Raw genomic sequence first — 19115 nt, forward strand, 5'->3', positions numbered from 1 at the left:
ACTCTTGTTGGTCCGATCACGCGATCGATCATGATGAAATCGCGGAATCACCTGGTCCGCCCGGCGGTTCACCGCGACGGGAGACGGCACGTCGGCGGGCGCGAGGAGGGGCGGGGATCAGGGGCGGAAGGGCCGCTCGGCCCGGTCGGTGACGTCGCCGGCCGGCTCGCTTCGGGGCGGGCCGGCCGGAGAGGCCGGGGTCACTTGTCGAGGGACGCCCAGAACTCCTCGAAGGAGAGCTTGCCGTCGCCGTTGGCGTCCTTGGCCCGGATGATGGCCTGGGCCACGGTCTCGGTGACGTGGAAGTCGCCCAGCTGGGCCATGACCTGCTTGTACTCGGTCGCCGTGACCTCGCCGTTGCCGTCGACGTCGAGCCGCGCGAACGCCTTGCGGGCCTCTTCTATGTCCGCCACTGGGTCCACCCCTATCTTGGTGCGTTTTTGACGGGGGTCAGACTAACCGCCCCACCGCCCCCCGCTGTACGGCGAGGGGCCCCGGCAGCGGGCGGCGGCGGGGCGGATGATGGGGCAGGAGAGAAGGCAGGGACATGGAACAGGAACTGGGCGGCATCCTGGCCGCCGCCGCGCGCGGGCACTTCCCGCCCGCCGACGGGACGACGACCGTCGTTCCCCAGCCGAACCCGCGCGACGCGGGGGTACTGGCGTTCACCGCGCACTCGGTGGTCTTCCTGGACGAGGACCCCGCCTGGGTGCGGGACACGCTCGCCGCCACCGACGCCGATCCGCTCGGCGCCTCGATGAACCCCGGGTTCCTGAGCGCCCTGATGGCCAGGACCGGCCGCCGGATGAACTGCGTCGACCTCCTCACCTGCGCGTCCGCGCTGCCCGGCGAGCCGCCGCTCGCGCTGACCGAGCTGCACGACCCGGACCACCCCCGGGTGGCGCGGGCCCACAAGTTCCGCGACGAGGTGCGGGTGTGGGCGGCGGACGGCGGGGTGCTGGTGCTCGGGCGGGGTGTGGCCGGGCGCTGGGAGGCGGCGGTCGAGGTGGACGAGCGCGCCCGGGGGCGCGGGCTGGGCGTGGGGCTCGCGCTGGCGGCGCGGCATCTGGCACCCGAGCCGGTCGTCTGGGCGCAGCAGTCCCCGGGCAACGCCCGCAGCGTACGGACGTTCCAGGCGGCGGGGTACCGCCCCGTGGGCTCGGAGGCGCTGCTCGTGGCGCACTGACCACGGGCAACGCCTCCGGCCGGGGAACAGCGCCAAACATCGCTCCCGGCATGTCGAGGGAGCGAGTTCCGGCCAAAAGTCCGGGACCCTCTTCCCTACGCTCCGCCACCGGGCGATAACTTCTTGCTGTCGCCGCCACACCGGGAGCACAGGGCTCCCAGGGACTCGCGGCGCTGGGGCGATTCAGGAGTGACTGCCACCACTGAAGCAACCACCACCTTTACCTTCCAGCCGTTCACCCGGAGCTGCCGGCTCATCTGGGACGAGGGCGACCACGTCCTCATCGGGGTGAGTCCGGGAAACAGCTACTTCAGCGCCGACCGCATCGCCGGTCTCGTCCGCTGGGCCCGCGCCCGCTTCGACCGGGTCGACCTCGTCTACGCCGACCGCCATGTGGACCGGATGTTCACCACGCTCGGGTACGACGACGAGCACGCGCGGCGACGGGCCGCCAAGGAGCTGAAGGCGGTCCGCAGAAGGATCGTCCGGGGCGTGGAGGAGGCCGGCGCCGGGCTCCCGGTCGGCGTCCACGCCCTCTCGGAGTTCGAGGGGAATGCGGTGTACGACCTGCTGCACCGCCGGGTGCGGCACTTCCTCGCGACCGACCGCGAGTTCCGCACCGGCTGCGAGGAGATGGCCGCCGCGTTCCTGGCCGGAAAGGCCGGCGGGCGGGTGAGCCAGGCGCAGACCGCCGCCTGCCTCGACTACATCGCCGCCGAGCTTCCGTTCTTCCTCGACACCCCGGGCATCCTCCAGGTCCCGTCCTCGGTGTCCTGCTACCACGCGCTGATCCCGCTCACCGAGCTCCTCTACGCCAGGGGCGGCGGGCTGCGCGCCTCCCGCAACCAGGCGTACGCCGTCGTGCGCCCGCGGCTGTCCGGCCCGGAAGGAGTCGCCGCGTGAGCGCCACCGGCACGGACACCACCACCCGCACGCTGCCCGCCTTCCCGTTCGGCCGGCGCGGCGACGTGCTGCCCGAGGAGTGCGCGGTGCTGCGCGCCGAGGCGCCGGTGGCCCGGGTGCGCACCCTGACCGGCGACACCGCCTGGCTGGTGAGCAGCTACGCGCTGGCCAGGCAGGTCCTGGAGGACGACCGGTTCAGCCTGAAGGACACCGCGTCCCCCGGCGCCCCCCGCCAGTACGCGCTGACGATCCCCCCGGAGGTCGTCAACAACATGGGGAACATCAACAGCGCGGGGCTGCGCGGCGCCGTGATGAGGGCGCTCAACCCGCGCACCGACGGTCTGCGCCAGTGGCTGCGCGAGCGGGCGGACGAGTTCGTCGACGACCTGCTCGCCGAGGGGCCGCCGGCGGACTTCCGGGCGGGGTTCGCCGACCCCTTCTCGGCGGCCCTGCACTGCAAGGTGATCGGGGTGCCGTTCGCCGACCGGCGGCGGCTCATGAGCGGTCTGGACATCGCGTTCATGACCAGCGCGCACCCCTTCGAGGGCTCCCGCCTCAACTGGTACAAGGACCTCGGCTACATGGTCGACCGGCTCAACGCGCCCGAGGAGCAGCGCGCCGGCCTGCTGGGCCGGCTCGCGGAGCTGCGGACGGAGGAGGAGTCGGCGCACCTCACCGACGAGATGCTGGCGACGGTCGCGGTCTCGCTCTTCGGCGCGGGAGCCGTCTCCACCTCGGCGTTCCTGGTCCTGGCGGTGCTCGCGCTGCTCCAGCACCCGGAGCTGATCGCGTATCTGCGGGCGCACCCGGAGCGGATGGGCCGCGCGGTGGAGGAGCTGCTGCGCTGGAACCTGTCCATCGGCGACGGGCTGCCGAGGCTGGCCACCGAGGACGTCCAGGTCGGTGACGTCCTGGTCAGGAAGGGCGAGCTGGTGCTCGTCCTGGTCGAGGGGGCCAACTTCGACCCGGCGGTCTTCACCGACCCCGAACGGCTCGACCTGGACCGCGAGGTCAACCCGCACCTCTCCTTCGGCGCGGGCCGCCACTTCTGCCCGGCCACGGGCCTGGGCCGGGCGCACGCCGAGATCGCGCTCGGGGTGCTGGTGGAGCGGCTGCCGGGGCTGCGCCTCGCGGTCCCGCCGGAGCAGCTGGTGTGGCGTACGGGCTTCATCAAGCGCCTGCCCGAACGGCTCCCGGTCCTCTGGTGAGACGCGGCCGCCCCCGGGATCACCTCCCGGGGGCGGCCTTCGGTCCGTACGCGGCCGGCGGCTCAGCGGAAGATGCCGGTGTGGCCCAGTGAGTACCGGCCCGGCTGGGGGTAGACCGCGAGGCCGTGCGGGCCCGAGCCGACCGGGATGCGGGCGATCTCCTGCCCGGTGGTGGTGTCGATGGCGTACACCTCGGCGTCGTAACGGCCCGACAGCCACAGGACCTTGCCGTCCGCCGACACCCCGCCCATGTCGGGGCTGCCGCCCTGGGGCAGGCGCCACTTCTTCGTCAGCTTGTTCCGGGCGAAGTCGAAGATGGAGATCGTGCCCTCGCCGCGGTTGGAGATGTACATCTCCTTGGAGTCGCGGCTGACGTAGAGGCCGTGGCAGCCCTTGCCGGTGGGCAGCAGCGTCGGCGTGCTGAACCGGTCGCCGTCCATGACCCACATGCCGTGCGCCATCATGTCGGCGACGTAGAAGGTCTTCCCGTCGGGGGACATCTTCACGTCCTGCGGCATCGCCCCCTCGAACGGCAGCTTCTGGTGCGCGATGACCTGCATCTTCTCCGTGTCGACCTTGAGCAGTTCGCCGGAGAACTCGCAGGAGACGATGAAGTAGCGCCCGTCCATGGAGAAGTCGGCGTGGTTGACGCCCGCGCAGTGGACCGGGACGGTCTTGACCCGGTTCATGTTGACCGGCTCGCGGAAGACCAGCTCGCGGTCCATCGACGCCATCACGACGGCGTACTTGCCGTTGGGCGTGAAGTAGAGGTTGTACGGGTCGGAGACCTGGACCGTGCGGCCCGCCTTGCCGGTCGCCGGGTCGATGGCGGTGAGGCTGTCGCCCAGGTCGTTGTTGACCCACAGGGTCTTCATGTCCCAGGAGGGCACCACGTGCTGGGGCTGGTTCCCGACCGGGATGGTCTCGATCACCTTGTACGTCTTGGGGTCGATCACCGAGACCGTGTTGGAGTTGGTGTTGGGCACGTAGACGCGTTCGAGGAAGTTCTTCACGGCCGGCTGGAGGGCGTTCGGGCGGTCCGCGGCGTAGGCGTCCTTGGGGTCCAGGACCGGCGGCATCCCGGGCAGGCCGCGGGGGACGGCCTGCTTCGGCACGGGCTGGGCGGCGCCCTTGGTGCCCAGGGCCTCGTTCCCGCCCTTGTCCGCGGACGAGGAGCAGCCGGCGAGCGCGGCGAGCAGCAGGCCGCACAGCAGCGCGGCGGTCCTCTTGGTGGGGGTCGGCATCAGGTCAGCAACTCCGTGGTGGTCACCGCGCGCAGTCCGCGGCGGTCGAGGTCGGCGAGGAGGGCCGGCAGCGCGGCGACCGTGTCCGCGTAGCCGAAGTGCAGGCTCACCACGGATCCGTTGCGGATCCGCCCGGTGACGTTGCGCGTCACGGCCGGGGCGCCGGGCGAGGTGAAGTCGAGCGAGTCGACGTCGTAACTGAGCACGTGCGGGTATCCGGCGCGCCGGGCCAGTCGCTGGACGAGCGGGGTCGCGTACTGGGTACGGGAGGGCCGGAACCAGGTCCCGATGGAGCCGGTGAGCCGGCGCAGCCGGTCCGCGCAGCCGGTGATCTCGGCGTACGCCTCCTGCTCCGGGAGCGTGGAGATGTCGATGTGGCGCTGGGTGTGGTTGCCGAGGTCGTGGCCGCCGTCGAGGACGCGGCGGGCCATCGCGGGGTGCTCGTCGAGCCAGCTGCCGACGGCCAGGACGGTGACCCTGGCGCCGGCCCGTTCGGCCTCGGCGAGCACGGCGGTGGCCTCCCGGGGGTCGCCCTGGCCGTGGAAGGTGAGCGCCACCTTCGGCCGGTCGCGGGGGCCGTGGGTGACCTCGGGGGGCCGGCCCGGGAAGGCGCGGGGGGCGGGGGCGGCGCGGACGGTGCCGGGGCGTGCGGAGGCGGGGGACGCGGTGGGCGTCGCGGCAGCGGGCGGCCCGGCGCCGCCCTCGTCGTGCGTGCAGCCGGCCGCGAAGGCGCCCGCGGCGGCGGCCCCCGCCCCGGCTCGCAGGGCGCTGCGGCGGTCGACGTCACGGGGAGATGGATTGAGCACATGGACATTTAAGTGCGCCGAAGGGCGGAAGGTAATGATTGACCCATTTCAGGACCTTTGCGGGTCGTCGGACACGCCACTCCATCGGGGAGCTGGTTCGTTGAATCACTCAGCGGTGCCCATATTTATTCAGCATTTGGAAGGCGCGTGCTCTAGCTCACCTACGATTCAGAGCTAAACTGTAGGGGTATGGGGAAGTTTGTCCGAGTAAGGACTTTTGGCGTGAAGGCCCCCCGTCTGCCATAGTCGGAGACACGACCCCTCATTGACCCGAGTTCGGTCGTCCTCAGTCGCCGTGGATCACACCCCCTCCGGTCCACGGCGGCGCTCCGCAGAAGCCCCCGCAGGCAGGCCGTACCCGGCAGGCACGGGGGCTTCGGCGCGTTCGGGGCCAGGGACGAGCGGGTGTCAGCGGTCGGCGACCCGCATCTCGAACCAGGTGGTCTTGCCGCGCGGCAGCAGATCCACGCCCCAGCGGTCGGAGAGCTTGTCGACGAGGAAGAGGCCGCGCCCGCTGGTGTCCATCTCGTGGACCGGCATCAGACAGGGCAGCCCGCGCGAGGGGTCGCGCACCTCGATCCTGATCCAGCCGCGCCGCCGCAGCATCCGCAGCCCGAAGGCGCGGGCACCGGTGTGGCGGACCGCGTTGCCGACCAGTTCGGAGACGAGCAGGATCGCCTGTTCGGCGAGGGCCGGGGAGAGCGCCCACTGGCGCAGTATCACGCACTGGGTGAGCCGGCGCGCGGTCGCCGCGGACTCGGGCCGGGACGGCAGCCGTACTTCCTCGTCCGTCGGGTTGCCGAACAACTCCAGTGCCTTGAGCGCCCGTTCGTCCTCGACGGCAGGCGACCACCGAGCCGCGGTCGCGCCGCCGCGCTGCCGCGGTTGTTCCACACCCTCCAGCCCCGCCATGCCCCCATCATGGCCGCCCGGAGCCGTCTCCGGGGGCGTTCCTGGGGAAAACGGCCCCCGGAACCAGAGGTTCCGGGGAGCTCGTTCAGCATGTGCCGAGGGCGGTCGATCATGCCCGTACCGGCCGCGAACTGCGATGACGGGCCGCGATCAGCTGATCACCATGCGTTCGGGGGCGGCCGTACTTAAGGCTGTCTTAAGGCCAGGCTAATCCACCCGCAGGGTGTACGGCGCTCTTGCCGGCCGGGAGACGGTCAGAGGAACTTGGCCTTGCCCGGGCCCTCCTCGACGAAGCTGCGCATCCCGCGCTCGCGGTCCTCGGTCGCGAACAGCCCGGCGAACCAGTTGCGTTCCACGGCGAGGCCGGTCTCGATGTCCGTCTCCAGACCCGCGTCGACGCACTCCTTGGCGGCGCGCAGCGCGAGCGCCGGTCCCTGGGCGAGCTTCGCCGCCCAGGCGTGCGCCTCGGCGTACACCTGGTCCGCGGCGACCACCCGGTCCACCAGGCCCAGCGCCAGGGCCTCGTCGGCCTTGACCATCCGGCCGGTGAAGATGAGGTCCTTGGCCCGGGACGGGCCGATCAGCCGGGACAGCCGCTGGGTGCCGCCCGCGCCCGGGATCAGGCCGAGCAGGATCTCGGGCTGGCCCAGCTTGGCGTTGTCGGCGGCGATGCGGAAATCGGCGCAGAGCGCCAGCTCGCAGCCGCCGCCGAGCGCGTACCCGGTGACGGCGGCGACGACGGGCTTGGGGATGCGCGCGACGGCGGTGAACGACTCCTGGAGCGCGCGGGAGCGCACCACCATGGCGGCGTGGTCCATCGCCTGCATCTCCTTGATGTCCGCGCCCGCCGCGAACACCTTCTCACCGCCGTAGATCACCACGGCGCGTACGTCGTCACGGCGGCCCGCCTCCTCGGCGAGCTCGCGCAGCCGGTCCTGGATCGCGATGTCCAGGGCGTTCATCGGGGGGCGGTCCAGGCGGAGGGTGCCGACGCCTTCGGAGACTTCGAGGGTCACAGTCATGCCAGCAGGTTAGTGGCCGTTAACGGCGACGGACCCGGTGCCGTTGGTCACAGCACCGGGTCCGTCGCGCAGGAGCGGGGGGGGGGAGTTACTTCGTCCACTCCGCCCAGGACATGTTCCAGCCGTTGAGGCCGTTGTCCGGCTGGATCTGCTTGTCCTTGGAGTTCTTCACGACGACCACGTCACCGATGAGCGAGCGGTCGTAGAACCAGGCCGCCGGGGTGGAGGAGTCGCCCGCGCCGCGCGCGTCGCGCAGACCCACGCAGCCGTGGCTGGTGTTGGTGTTGCCGAACACCGACGGGTCGCCCCAGTAGTTGCCGTGGATGAAGGTGCCCGAGCTCGACAGGCGCATCGCGTGCGGCACGTCCTTGATGTCGTACTCGCCGCCGAAGCCCACGGTGGCGCCGTTCATCCGGGTCACCTGGTACTTCTCGCTGATCACCATCTGGCCGTTGTACGTGGTGTTCGCCGGGGAGCCCGCGCTGATCGGGATGGTGCGCAGGACCTTGCCGTCGCGCACGACGGTCATGGTGTGGGCGGCGGCGTCCACGGTGGAGACCTGCGAGCGGCCGACGGTGAACTTCACCGTACGGGTCTGCTTGCCGTAGACGCCGGGGCGGCCCTCGACGCCGTCGAGGTTGAACTTGACGGTCACCTTGGTGCCGGCGGCCCAGTACTTCTCGGGGCGGAAGTCCAGGCGGTCGTTGCCGAACCAGTGGCCCTCGACCGGCACCGACGGCTCGGCCGTCACCTTGATGGCCTTCTCGACGGCCTGCGGGTTGGTGATGCCGCGGCTGAAGTTGATGGACACCGGCATGCCGACGCCGACGGTGTCGCCGTCCTCGGGGGCGTAGGTGCCGATGAAGGTGTTCTTCGGGACGAGCGTGGTGAAGGTGGTGTCCTTGGCGGACTCGCGGCCGTCCTCGTCCTTGGCCACCGCGTGCACCTTGTACTTGGTGGCGGAGGCGAGGTGCTGGTCCGGGGCCCAGGTGCTGCCGTCGGCGGAGATCTTCCCGGCCACCGCGTTGCCCTTGGTGTCGGCGACCGCGACGGCGGTGAGCTTGCCCTGGGAGGCGGAGATCTTCAGCGCGCCGCTGGTCGCCACGTCGGCGGAGCCGTCCTTGGGCGCCACGGTGACGACCGCGGCGGAGGCCTTGGTGTCCTCGGCCGCCTTCCCGGCGCCCGCCTTGCCCTTGCCGTCCCCGCCCCCGGAGTCGTCGCCACCGCACGCCGAGACCAGCAGGAGCAGCGCCCCCAGCAGCAGAGCCAGCAGACCGGGCGTACCGCGCCGCCGTCCCGCCGCTCTGGTCGGAGCCCCCGATATGTGCTGCCCGTTCACGACAGTTCTCTCCCCTCGCACGGCCGGGAACACGCCACGGCCCGCACTGAAAAACACCCCCGTGCGCGTCCTCGCGCGCACACGATTGCTTAGGTAATCACACCGGAAGCGCACACGACGCCACACGAATGTCACCGTTCAGTCCCAATGGTCCCGTGCGCTCGCCGGGGCTCCCTCGCGACGTCACCGGGGGTGTGTACGGGCCGGACCCGGCCGGCGGGAGAGGGCCGGCGGGCGGGGCCGCACGTCGAGGGAGGCGTCAGAGCGCCGAGCCCGCCCTCCACTTCGCCCAGGACAGGTTCCAGCCACCGAGGCCGTTGTCGGGCGCGACCGTCTTGTCCCGGGAGTTGACCACCTCCACCACGTCCCCGACGAGCGTGCGGTCGAAGAACCAGCCCGCCGGGGTGTCGGGGCTGCCGCCCTTCACGTCGCGCAGGCCCACACAGCCGTGGCTGGTGTTGCTGGAGCCGAAGGTGGTCGGGGGGGCCCAGTAGTTGCCGTGCAGGAAGGTGCCGGAGGCGGTCAGCCGGATGGCGTGCGGCACGTCCGGGATGTCGTACTCCCCGCCGAAGCCGACCGTACGGCTGTTCATCCGCGTCACGTCGAACATCTCGGTGACCACCATCTTGCCGTTGTACGTGGTGTTCTTGGGCGACCCCGCCGAGATCGGGACCGTACTGACCAGCTCGCCGCCGCGGCGCACCTCCATGGTGTGCGCCTCGGCGTCCACCAGGGACTCCTGGGCGCGCCCGATGGTGAAGCCGACCCGCTTCTCCTGGATGCCGTAGACCCCCGGGGCGCCGGGGACGTCGCGCAGCCGCATGTCGACGGTGACCCTGGTGCCCGGCCTCCAGTACTCCCGGGGCCGGAAGTCGAGCCGCTCCTTGCCGAACCAGTGGCCCACCACCGGCACCGGCGGGCTCGCCGTGACCTTGATGGCGCGCTCCACGGCCGCCCTGTTCGCGATCGGCTGGTTGAAGGTGAACGAGACGATCATGCCGACGCCGACCGTGGAGCGGTTCTCCGGTGTGAAGTAGCCGATGAACCGGTGCTCGGGCACCAGCGTGGTGAAGCTGGTGTGCCGCGCCTGGCGGTGGCCGTGGCCGTCCAGCGCCACCGCGTCCACCGTGTACTTGGCGGCCAGTTCCAGCCGTCCCGCCGCCTGGCCGGCCGGTTCCCAGGAGAGGCCGTCCTCGCTGATCCGGCCCGGCACCTCCTCGGGCTGGGCGTCCTCGGCCTTCATCACCTTGACCCGTTCCAGGCGCCCGTCGGGCACCCGCACCACGATCCTCCCGTCCGCCTTGACGCCCTTGGCCCCGTCGTCCGGGGTCACCCGGATCACGTCCCGGGGCGAGGGGGCCTTGCCCGCCACCACGTCCCTGACCCCGCCGACGCCGCCGACGGCACCGAGGCCGCCGTGGCCGCCGCTGCACCCGGCCGCCCCGGCGACCAGCGCCGCCGTCAGTCCGACCCATGCCAGGGCGGCCGCGGTGCTCGCCCCTGCCCGCTTCAGTACGAATCTCACGACCGGTCAACGACTCCGCCCGGCCCGGGGAAACGTGAGTACGAGCCGGGTAACGGGAAGAACCCCTGCGAGGACACGCGTGGAGAGCCGCGGCCGGGACGCCGCGCTCGTCCAGGCGCCGAGCCGCGGGAGGCCGAGGGGTGTCGAGCGCAGCCGAGCAGGAGGCAGAGCGGGGGGTGGGGCGACCGGCTCCGCACGAGGAAGGGCACCGGGAACTGAACGGGCACCGCGACCGGCGGCTCGGCTCCACCGGGCCGCCGCCACCGGTCTGGCCGGGCACGCCGACCCCGCTGGGGGCCCGGTTCCGGGTGGGGCCTGACGGGGTGGCGGGTACCAACTTCGCGCTCTGGGCGGGCGGGGCGGAGGCGGTGGAGCTGTGCCTGTTCGACGCGGCGGGCACCGAGACCCGGCTCCCGCTGGTCGAGCTCACCCATGAGATCTGGCACGGCTTCGTCCCCGGCGTACGGCCGGGGCGGCGGTACGGCTACCGGGTGCACGGCCGCTGGGACCCGTGGACCGGGGCCCGCTGGAACCCGTCGAAGCTGCTCCTCGACCCGTACGCGCGGGCGGTCGACGGTGACTTCACGCTGCCGCCGCAGGTGTACGGGCACGTCCGGGACTGGCCGCAGCAGCACGTGGCCGACACGGTCCGCGACGGCCGGGACTCGGCGCCGTACGTCCCGAAGGGAGTCGTCGTCCACGACGACGACGACTGGGCCGACGACCGCCGCCCCAAGACGCCGTGGGCGGACTCGGTCATCTACGAACTGCACGTGCGCGGCTTCACCAAGCGGCACCCGGGGATTCCCGAGGAGCTGCGCGGTACGTACGCCGGTCTGGCGCACCCGGCGGCGCTCGACCACCTCACCGGCCTCGGGGTGACGGCGGTCGAGCTGCTGCCGGTGCACCAGTTCGCCCACGAGGACCATCTGCTGCGCCGGGGCCTGCGCAACTACTGGGGCTACAACTCGGTCGGCTACTTCGCGCCGCACGCGGCCTACTCGGCGTCCGGCACGGCCGGGCAGCAGGTCGGCGAGTTCAAGCGGATGGTGCGGGCGCTGCACGCGGCGGGCATCGAGGTCATCCTCGACGTCGTCTACAACCACACGGCCGAGGCGGGCGAGCGCGGACCGACGCTGTCGCTGCGCGGGATCGACAACAAGGGCTACTACCGGCTCCAGCCGGACGCCCGCCGGTACGCGGACTACACGGGCTGCGGCAACACCCTGCACGTGGTGCAGCCCCAGGTGCTGCGGCTGATCACGGACTCGCTGCGGTACTGGGTGACGGAGATGGGGGTGGACGGCTTCCGCTTCGACCTCGCGGCCGCGCTCGCCCGCTCGATGCACGACGTCGACATGCTCTCCCCGTTCCTGGCCGTCATCGCCCAGGACCCGGTGCTGCGCCGGGTGAAGCTGATCGCGGAACCCTGGGACGTGGGGCGCGGCGGATACCAGGTCGGGGCCTTCCCGCCGCTGTGGACCGAGTGGAACGACCGCTACCGGGACGCGGTGCGGGACTTCTGGCGGGGCGCGCTGCCGGACGTACGCGACCTGGGCTACCGCCTGTCGGGGTCGAGCGACCTGTACGCCTGGGGCGGGCGCCGCCCGTACGCCTCGATCAACTTCATCACCGCGCACGACGGCTTCACCCTGCGCGACCTGGTGTCGTACGAGCGCAAGCACAACGAGGCGAACGGGGAGGGCAACCGGGACGGCACCGACGACAACCGGTCCTGGAACTGCGGGGTGGAGGGCGAGACGGACGACCCGGCGGTCAACGCCCTGCGCCGCCGCCAGCTCCGCAACCTGCTCACGACCCTCCTGGTCTCCACCGGGGTGCCGATGCTGGTGGCCGGGGACGAGATGGGGCGGACGCAGGGGGGCAACAACAACGCGTACTGCCAGGACGGGGAGGTGGGGTGGGTCGACTGGTCGCTGCTGGAGGAACCCGGGCCGCGCGGCCTGCTCGAACTGGCCCGCCGCCTGCTGGCGCTGCGCCACCGCCATCCCGTGCTGCGCCGGCGCGCGTTCTTCTCCGGCCGGGCGCAGGGGGCGGACGGGCTGCGGGACCTGGCGTGGTTCACCGCGCGCGGGGAGGAGATGACGGAGCGGGACTGGTACGCGCCGACGGCCACGCTCGGGCTGTACCTCTCGGGCCGCGACATCCCCGGCCGCGACGCCCGGGGCGCTCCGGTGGTGGACGACAGCTTCCTGATCGTCCTGCACGCGGGGAGCCGCCCGACGCGGTTCGTGGTGCCGGGCCCGCCCTGGGGCGAGGCCTACGAGGTCCTGGTGGACACGGCGTCGGAGGACCAGTCGCGGGCGCCCGGTCGGGCGCACCGGGGCGGGGTGGAGGTGGAGGTGGGGGCGCGGTCGGTGCAGGTGCTGCGCGTGGCGAGCTGACCTTCCCGCAGCGCCCGCGCCACCGCTCTCCAGCCAAAAAGCCGGTGGGCGTTGTCGGTGGCGAAGTTTAGGCTCGATGGTTGATGCCCGACACATATGAACTCCACGATGCCCCCACCGGGAACCGGTCGACGGTCCGTACGCTGCTGCGGCTCTGGCCGTACGTACGTCCCGTGCGGGTCCGGCTCTTCACCGCCGCGGCCGTCGCGGTCGTCGCGTCCTGCCTCGGTCTGGTGATCCCGCTCGTCCTGAAGTGGATCGTCGACGGCCCGGTGAGCGACGGCGACCCCGGCGGGGTCTGGCTCGGCGCGCTCGTCCTGCTGCTGCTCGGCGTGGCCGAGGCGCTCCTCTTCGGTCTGCGCCGATGGCTGGTGGCGCGGCCGCTGGCCGGGGTGGAGGCGGCGATGCGGGCGGACCTGTACCGGCATGTGCAGCGGCTGCCGGTGTCCTTCCACGACCGGTGGCCCTCGGGCCAGTTGCTGTCGCGGGGCACCACGGACCTGAGCCTGGTACGGATGTTCCTGGCGTTCCCGCTGACCTTCCTGCTGGTCAACGGGGTGACCATCGTGGTGGGGTTCGTGATCCTGCTGTCGCAGGAGTGGACACTGGGGCTGGTGCTGATCATCCCGGTGGTGCCGCTGGTGGCGCTGTGCTCGCTCTTCGAGACGCGGTACTCGCTGGCGGCGCGGCGGGCGCAGGACCAGGTGGGTGATCTGACGACGGTGGTCGAGGAGAGCGTGCTCGGCATCCGGATCATCAAGGGGTTCGGCCGCCATCGCGCCCAGGCGCGGGCGTTCGGGGAGCTGGCACGGGGGCTGCGCGGCACCGAGCTGCACAAGGCGCGGCTGCTCGCGGCGCTGTGGGGCGTGATCACGGCGGTCCCGGAGCTGGCGATCGGGGCGGCGCTGGTGCTGGGGACGGTGCGGGTGGCCGACGGCGGCCTGTCGGCGGGGACGCTGGTGGCGTTCCTGTCCACGGCGCTGGCGCTGCGGTGGCCGGTGGACTCGATCGGGTTCCTGCTGGCGATGAGCCAGGAGGCGGGGACGGCGACGGAGCGGTTCTTCGAGGTCCTGGACGAGCCGGTCCCCTCGGTGGGTAACGCCCCCCTCCCGGCGTCGTCTTCTGCCCGCGGGCCGGTGGGGGCCGCCCGCGCAGTTCCCCGCGCCCCTGAACCGACGGGGCCTGCGGCCCCTGTCCCGCCTGATGGCCGCTCCCTGTACGACAAAGCGGCCGGAGTACCCAGGGGCGCGGGGAACTGCGCGAGCAACCCAGCACGGTCCGCGGACGAACTCCCGGCCGGACAGGGGCGCGGGGAACCGCGCGACCAGCCACCGAGCACCCGCGGACAGAGCCCCGACCAGGACGACCTCGGCATCCGCTTCCACCAGGTCTCCTTCCGCTACCCCGACGCGCCCCCGGACAGCCCGCCCCTGCTCACCCGCGTCGACCTGCACATCCGCAGCGGCGAGACCATGGCCGTCGTCGGAGGGACCGGGTCCGGGAAGACCACCCTCACCGCCCTCGTGCCGCGGCTGTACGAGGCCACGGGAGGGCGGATCACCCTCGACGGGGTCGACATCGCCGGCATGCCGCGCGAGGAACTGCGCGCGCTCGTCGCCGTGGCCTTCGAGGAGCCGACCCTCTTCTCCGCCTCCGTGGGCGAGAACGTCCTGATGGGCGGCGGCGGACCCGAGGACCTCGACCGCGCGCTGGACGTCGCGCAGGCCGGCTTCGTACGGGAGCTGCCGCACGGCGTCGACACCCAGGTCGGCGAGCAGGGGCTCAGCCTCTCCGGCGGGCAGCGCCAGCGGCTGGCGTTGGCGCGGGCGGTCGTCGGGCGGCCCAGGTTCCTGGTCCTGGACGACCCGCTCTCCGCGCTCGACGTGCACACCGAGGCCCGCGTCGAGGCGGCCCTGCGCGACGTGCTGCGCGAGACCACCGCGCTGGTGGTCGCCCACCGGCCGTCGACGGTGATGCTCGCCGACCGGGTCGCGCTGCTGTCCGACGGGCGCGTCGCCGCGGTCGGCACCCATCAGGAGCTGCTGCGGTCCAACGCGGAGTACGCCTGGCTGATGTCCGGTACGGGGGACGAGGGGGAGAAGCGATGACCACCACCATCGGGGCGCAGTGGCAGGCCGAACCGGAGGAGCCGGCGGAGCCGGACCAGGGGCGGCCCGCGGCGGATCCCTTCGACCGCGACGCCCTCCCCTCCCCGCCCGGCGCCACCCGCGCCCTCCTGCTCGACCTGCTGCGGCCGATGCGCCGGCGCGTCGTCGTCACCGCGCTGCTCATCCTGTTGCAGCAGGCGGCCGTGCAGGCCGGTCCGCTGCTGGTCGCGTACGCCATCGACCGCGGCGTGCCCGCCTTCCGGGCGCACGACTACGGACCGCTGATCGCCGTCGGCTCCGGCTACCTCGTCTGCGCCCTGGGCGCCGGACTGCTCCAGTACGCGTTCATCGGCGCCTCCACCCGTGTCGGCCAGGACATCCTGCTCGACCTGCGCGGACGGATCTTCCGGCACGCGCAGGCGCTGAGCGTGGACTTCCACGAGCGCTACACCTCGGGACGGCTCATCTCCCGCTCCACCTCGGACGTGGAGTCGCTGCGCGAGCTCTTCAACGAGGGGCTCCAGGAGCTCATCGGCGTGGTGCTGTCCGCGGTGTACATCTGCGTGATGCTGCTCTGGCTCGACTGGGGCACGGGCGCCCTCGCGGTGGCCTCGTACGCGCCGCTGCACCTGCTGATCCGCCGCTACCGGCGCCGCGCGTCGGTGGCCTTCGACGCCCGCTCCACCGCCATCGCGGCCGTGATCGTCAAGTTCGCGGAGACCCTCAACGGCATCCGCCCGGTCCAGGCGTTCCGCCGGGAGCGCGCCAACGACGAGGAGTTCCAGCGGCTCAACCACCACCACGAGCGCACCAACGGCGACGCGATCCTGGAGATGGCCCAGTACGTGGTGGGCTCGCGCCTGGTGGCCAACACCGCCGTCGCCGCGATGGTGCTGTGGGGCGCCTACCGGGTCGCCGACGGCACCATGGCGCTCGGGGTGCTGGCGGCCGCCGTGCTGTATCTGCGGCGGCTGTACGACCCGATCGACCGGCTGGGGATGTTCCTCAACTCCTACGAGGCCGCCGTCTCCTCGCTGGGGAAGATCGCCGGGCTCCTCGCCCAGCGGCCGACGGTGCCCGAGCCCGAGCGGCCGGTGCCGCTGCCGGAGCGCGGCGGTGAACTGCCGGGCCGCGAGGTCGTGTTCGAGGACGTGAGCTTCTCGTACCGGACGGGCGGCGAGGTGCTGCCCCGCTTCGACCTGACGATCCCCGCCGGGCAGACCGTGGCCGTGGTCGGCTCGACCGGCGCCGGCAAGTCCACCCTCGCCAAGCTGCTGGCCCGCTTCTACGACCCTTCCCCCAGCTCTGCGACCAGCTCCGCGCAGGGGACGCCCCGACCCGGCCGGGTGCTCCTCGACGGCGTCGACCTGCGCGAGCTCGCCACGCCCGAGCTGCGGCGCGGGGTCGTGATGGTCACCCAGGAGGCGTTCCTCTTCTCCGGGACGGTCGCCGACAACATCGCCATCGGCCGCCCCGAGGCGACCCGCGAGGAGATCGAGCGGGCCGCGAAGGCGATCGGCGCGCACGACTTCATCGTCCGGCTGCCCGACGGCTACGACACGGACGTGCGCAAGCGCGGCGGGCGCATCTCGGCGGGCCAGCGCCAGCTGGTGGCCTTCGCCCGGGCGCTGCTCGCGGACCCGGCGGTGCTGATCCTGGACGAGGCGACCTCGTCCCTGGACATCCCGGGCGAGCGGGCGGTGCAGCGCGCGATGCACACCGTGCTGCACGGCCGTACCGCCGTCGTCATCGCCCACCGGCTGTCGACCGTGGAGATCGCGGACCGGGTGCTGGTGATGGACCGCGGCCGGATCGTCGAGGACGGCTCGCCCGCCGAACTCATCGCGGGAACCGGCCGGTTCGCCCATCTGCACGCGGCCTGGCGCGAGAGCCTGGCGTAGCCGAAAGGGGCGCGGCGGGGGAACCGGTTGGCCGCCGCGCCCGTCACACCTCATCGCCGTGTGCGGCGCACCGTCCGCCTGACGGACACCGGGCGGGGCCGGCGCGGGCCACCGCGAAGGCGCATTGCGGCCATTGTGCGAAGGGGCCCGGACGACCGTTTCGGGCACCCTTCGCGCTGGTGGGGCGGGGCGCGTATCCGGACACTCCCGTCGATCGCGGCGCACCCGACTCCACTCTGGACACACGGTGTTGACAAAGGAAACGTCCGCTTAACGAACGCCATCTTTCGTACAACGAACGATTTCCGGCCATCTTCTTGACGCGCTCCTGACAGCGACAGGCCACTCCTGGCACTCTCTCCCCGATCCACGATTCACCGCTCCGCATGCTCCGCCCGGCCGGCCCTACCCAGCCGCCGGTACCCCCCTCGCAGAAGGAGTTCGCGTGAGATCCACGCACCGTCGTCGTGCCACCGCCACCGCCGCCCTGCTCTCCGCAGCCGCCATGCTCACCGTCGGAGTCCAGGCCACCAGTGCCAGCGCACGCCCCGACGACTCCGCGTCCGCAAGCGCCCTCAAGGCGCAGGCCGTACGCAACCCGGGCGCTCTGCCCGCCAAGCTCTCGCCCTCACAACGGGCCGAGCTCATACGCCAGGCCGGCGACAGCACGGCGGACACCGCCAAGAAGCTGGGCCTCGGCACCCAGGAGAAGCTCGTCGTCCGCGACGTGACCAAGGACCAGGACGGCACGACGCACACGCGGTACGAGCGCACCTACGCCGGACTGCCGGTCCTCGGCGGCGACCTCGTCGTCGACACGACCGCGAGCGGCCTGACGCGGGGTGTCACCAAGGCCTCCGGCGCCGAGCTGAAGAACGTCGCCACCACCGCCAAGCAGGGCCCGGCCGGCGCGCAGAAGCAGGCCCTCGCGGCCGCCGCCGACAAGGGCGCCAAGAAGGCCACCGCCGACCGCGCCCCGCGCAAGGTCGTCTGGATGGCCAAGGGCACGCCGACCCTCGCCTACGAGACGGTCGTCGGCGGTCTGCAGGAGGACGGCACGCCGAACCAGCTGCACGTCATCACCGACGCGTCGACCGGCGCCAAGCTGTACCAGTGGCAGGGCATCGAGACCGGTGTCGGCAACACCCACTACAGCGGCCAGGTCACCCTCGGCACCACGCAGTCGGGTTCGACGTACACGCTGACCGACGCCGGGCGCGGCGGCCACAAGACGTACAACCTGAACCACGGCTCCTCCGGCACCGGCACGCTGTTCTCGCAGTCCAGCGACACCTGGGGCGACGGCACCAACTCCAACCCCGCCACCGCGGGCGCCGACGCCGCCTACGGCGCGGGCCAGACCTGGGACTTCTACAAGAACGTCTTCGGCCGCAGCGGCATCCGCGGCGACGGCGTCGGCGCGTACTCCCGCGTCCACTACGGCAACGCGTACGTCAACGCGTTCTGGGACGACAGCTGCTTCTGCATGACGTACGGCGACGGCTCGGGCAACAACGACCCGCTGACCTCGCTGGACGTGGCCGGCCACGAGATGACGCACGGCGTCACCTCCAACACGGCGGGTCTGAACTACAGCGGTGAGTCCGGCGGCCTCAACGAGGCGACCTCGGACATCTTCGGCACCGCGGTGGAGTTCTACTCCAACAACTCCTCCGACGTCGGCGACTACCTCATCGGCGAGAAGATCAACATCAACGGCGACGGCACCCCGCTGCGCTACATGGACAAGCCGAGCAAGGACGGCGGCTCCAAGGACAGCTGGTACTCCGGCATCGGCAACCTGGACGTCCACTACTCCTCGGGCCCGGCGAACCACTGGTTCTATTTGGCCTCCGAGGGCAGCGGCACCAAGGTCATCAACGGCGTGACCTACAACTCGCCGACCTCCGACGGCCTGCCCGTCACCGGCATCGGCCGCGACAAGGCCCAGCTGATCTGGTACAAGGCGCTCACCACGAAGTTCAGCTCCACCACCAACTACGCGGGCGCCCGCACGGGCACCATCGCGGCGGCGACCGAGCTGTACGGGGCGGGCAGCGCCGAGGTCAACAACATCACCGACGCCTGGGCGGCCATCGCGGTCGGCGCCCGGCACGGCGGCACCGACCCGGGCGGCAAGGTCTTCGAGAACGGCACCAACGTCAACATCCCGGACTCCCCCGGAGCGGCGGTCACCTCGTCGGTCACCGTCTCGGGCGTCACGGGCAACGCGCCCAGCACCCTCAAGGTCGGCGTCAAGATCGTCCACACCTACATCGGCGACCTCCAGATCGACCTGGTGGCGCCCGACGGTTCGGTGTACGCGCTGAAGGCCACGGGCACGGGCGGCTCGACGGACAACATCGACACCACGTACACGGTCAACGCCTCCTCGGAGGTCGCCAACGGCACCTGGAAGCTGCGGGTCCAGGACAAGGCGGCGTACGACACCGGCTACATCGACAACTTCAAGCTCACGTTCTGAGCCTTCGGGCTGTCCTCACGGTCAGGCGGCTGACCGGGACGTGAAGGCAAAGGTGCCCGGACCCCGCAGGG

General features: G+C 72.0%; 14 protein-coding genes. 7 read left to right on the forward strand and 7 right to left on the reverse strand.

All coding sequences use genetic code 11. The features are described from left to right. Nucleotides 1-200 precede the first annotated feature (200 nt). Nucleotides 201-413, reverse strand: coding sequence for an EF-hand domain-containing protein (locus AC069K_RS05370; RefSeq protein ID WP_067164534.1), 213 nt, complete (start codon nt 411-413; stop codon nt 201-203). Nucleotides 414-547: 134 nt separating this feature from the next. Between AC069K_RS05370 and AC069K_RS05375 the strand changes: the two genes are divergently transcribed. The 3 genes from AC069K_RS05375 to AC069K_RS05385 all read left to right on the forward strand — a co-directional run bounded on the left by AC069K_RS05375 (nt 548) and on the right by AC069K_RS05385 (nt 3297). Then, on the forward strand, nt 548-1186 hold the full coding sequence (locus AC069K_RS05375; RefSeq protein ID WP_478612260.1) for a GNAT family protein: 639 nt from the start codon (nt 548-550) through the stop codon (nt 1184-1186). Nucleotides 1187-1375: 189 nt separating this feature from the next. Beyond that, nucleotides 1376-2089 (forward strand): tRNA-dependent cyclodipeptide synthase, encoded by a 714-nt coding sequence (locus AC069K_RS05380; RefSeq protein ID WP_478612263.1) that lies wholly within the window; start codon nt 1376-1378, stop codon nt 2087-2089. After that, nucleotides 2086-3297 (forward strand): cytochrome P450, encoded by a 1212-nt coding sequence (locus tag AC069K_RS05385; protein WP_478612265.1) that lies wholly within the window; start codon nt 2086-2088, stop codon nt 3295-3297. Before AC069K_RS05380 ends, AC069K_RS05385 begins: the two co-directional genes overlap by 4 nt. Before the next feature lie 62 nt (nt 3298-3359). Here the strand turns inward: AC069K_RS05385 and AC069K_RS05390 are convergent, their stop codons facing one another. From AC069K_RS05390 to AC069K_RS05415, 6 genes are all read right to left on the reverse strand, one after another. Then, nucleotides 3360-4541: a YncE family protein gene (locus tag AC069K_RS05390; RefSeq protein ID WP_358833252.1), complete on the reverse strand. Its 1182-nt coding sequence runs from the start codon at nt 4539-4541 to the stop codon at nt 3360-3362. Then, nucleotides 4541-5347, reverse strand: coding sequence for a polysaccharide deacetylase family protein (locus tag AC069K_RS05395; RefSeq protein ID WP_365100694.1), 807 nt, complete (start codon nt 5345-5347; stop codon nt 4541-4543). Before AC069K_RS05395 ends, AC069K_RS05390 begins: the two co-directional genes overlap by 1 nt. A gap of 408 nt (nt 5348-5755) precedes the next feature. Next, nucleotides 5756-6397: an ATP-binding protein gene (locus AC069K_RS05400; protein WP_478613289.1), complete on the reverse strand. Its 642-nt coding sequence runs from the start codon at nt 6395-6397 to the stop codon at nt 5756-5758. A gap of 116 nt (nt 6398-6513) precedes the next feature. Next, nucleotides 6514-7281: an enoyl-CoA hydratase/isomerase family protein gene (locus AC069K_RS05405; RefSeq protein ID WP_478612270.1), complete on the reverse strand. Its 768-nt coding sequence runs from the start codon at nt 7279-7281 to the stop codon at nt 6514-6516. Between the two features lie 88 nt (nt 7282-7369). After that, complete coding sequence (locus AC069K_RS05410) at nt 7370-8620, reverse strand: L,D-transpeptidase (RefSeq protein WP_478612273.1); 1251 nt, start codon at nt 8618-8620, stop codon at nt 7370-7372. Nucleotides 8621-8879: 259 nt separating this feature from the next. After that, complete coding sequence (locus AC069K_RS05415) at nt 8880-10145, reverse strand: L,D-transpeptidase (RefSeq protein WP_365100688.1); 1266 nt, start codon at nt 10143-10145, stop codon at nt 8880-8882. A 140-nt stretch (nt 10146-10285) separates the two neighbouring features. Between AC069K_RS05415 and glgX the strand changes: the two genes are divergently transcribed. The 4 genes from glgX to AC069K_RS05435 all read left to right on the forward strand — a co-directional run bounded on the left by glgX (nt 10286) and on the right by AC069K_RS05435 (nt 19044). Continuing rightward, nucleotides 10286-12550: a glycogen debranching protein GlgX gene (glgX, locus tag AC069K_RS05420; RefSeq protein WP_478612277.1), complete on the forward strand. Its 2265-nt coding sequence runs from the start codon at nt 10286-10288 to the stop codon at nt 12548-12550. 83 nt (nt 12551-12633) lie between these two features. Next, entirely contained in the window at nt 12634-14658 is a 2025-nt protein-coding gene (locus tag AC069K_RS05425) for an ABC transporter ATP-binding protein (RefSeq protein ID WP_478612280.1), read from the forward strand. Continuing rightward, entirely contained in the window at nt 14655-16559 is a 1905-nt protein-coding gene (locus tag AC069K_RS05430) for an ABC transporter ATP-binding protein (RefSeq protein WP_478612283.1), read from the forward strand. The genes AC069K_RS05425 and AC069K_RS05430 overlap by 4 nt, the downstream gene beginning before the upstream one ends. 445 nt (nt 16560-17004) lie before the next feature. Next, nucleotides 17005-19044, forward strand: coding sequence for a M4 family metallopeptidase (locus tag AC069K_RS05435; protein ID WP_358833788.1), 2040 nt, complete (start codon nt 17005-17007; stop codon nt 19042-19044). Nucleotides 19045-19115 lie beyond the last annotated feature (71 nt).

This window comes from Streptomyces sp. NPDC043908, from assembly GCF_056435525.1.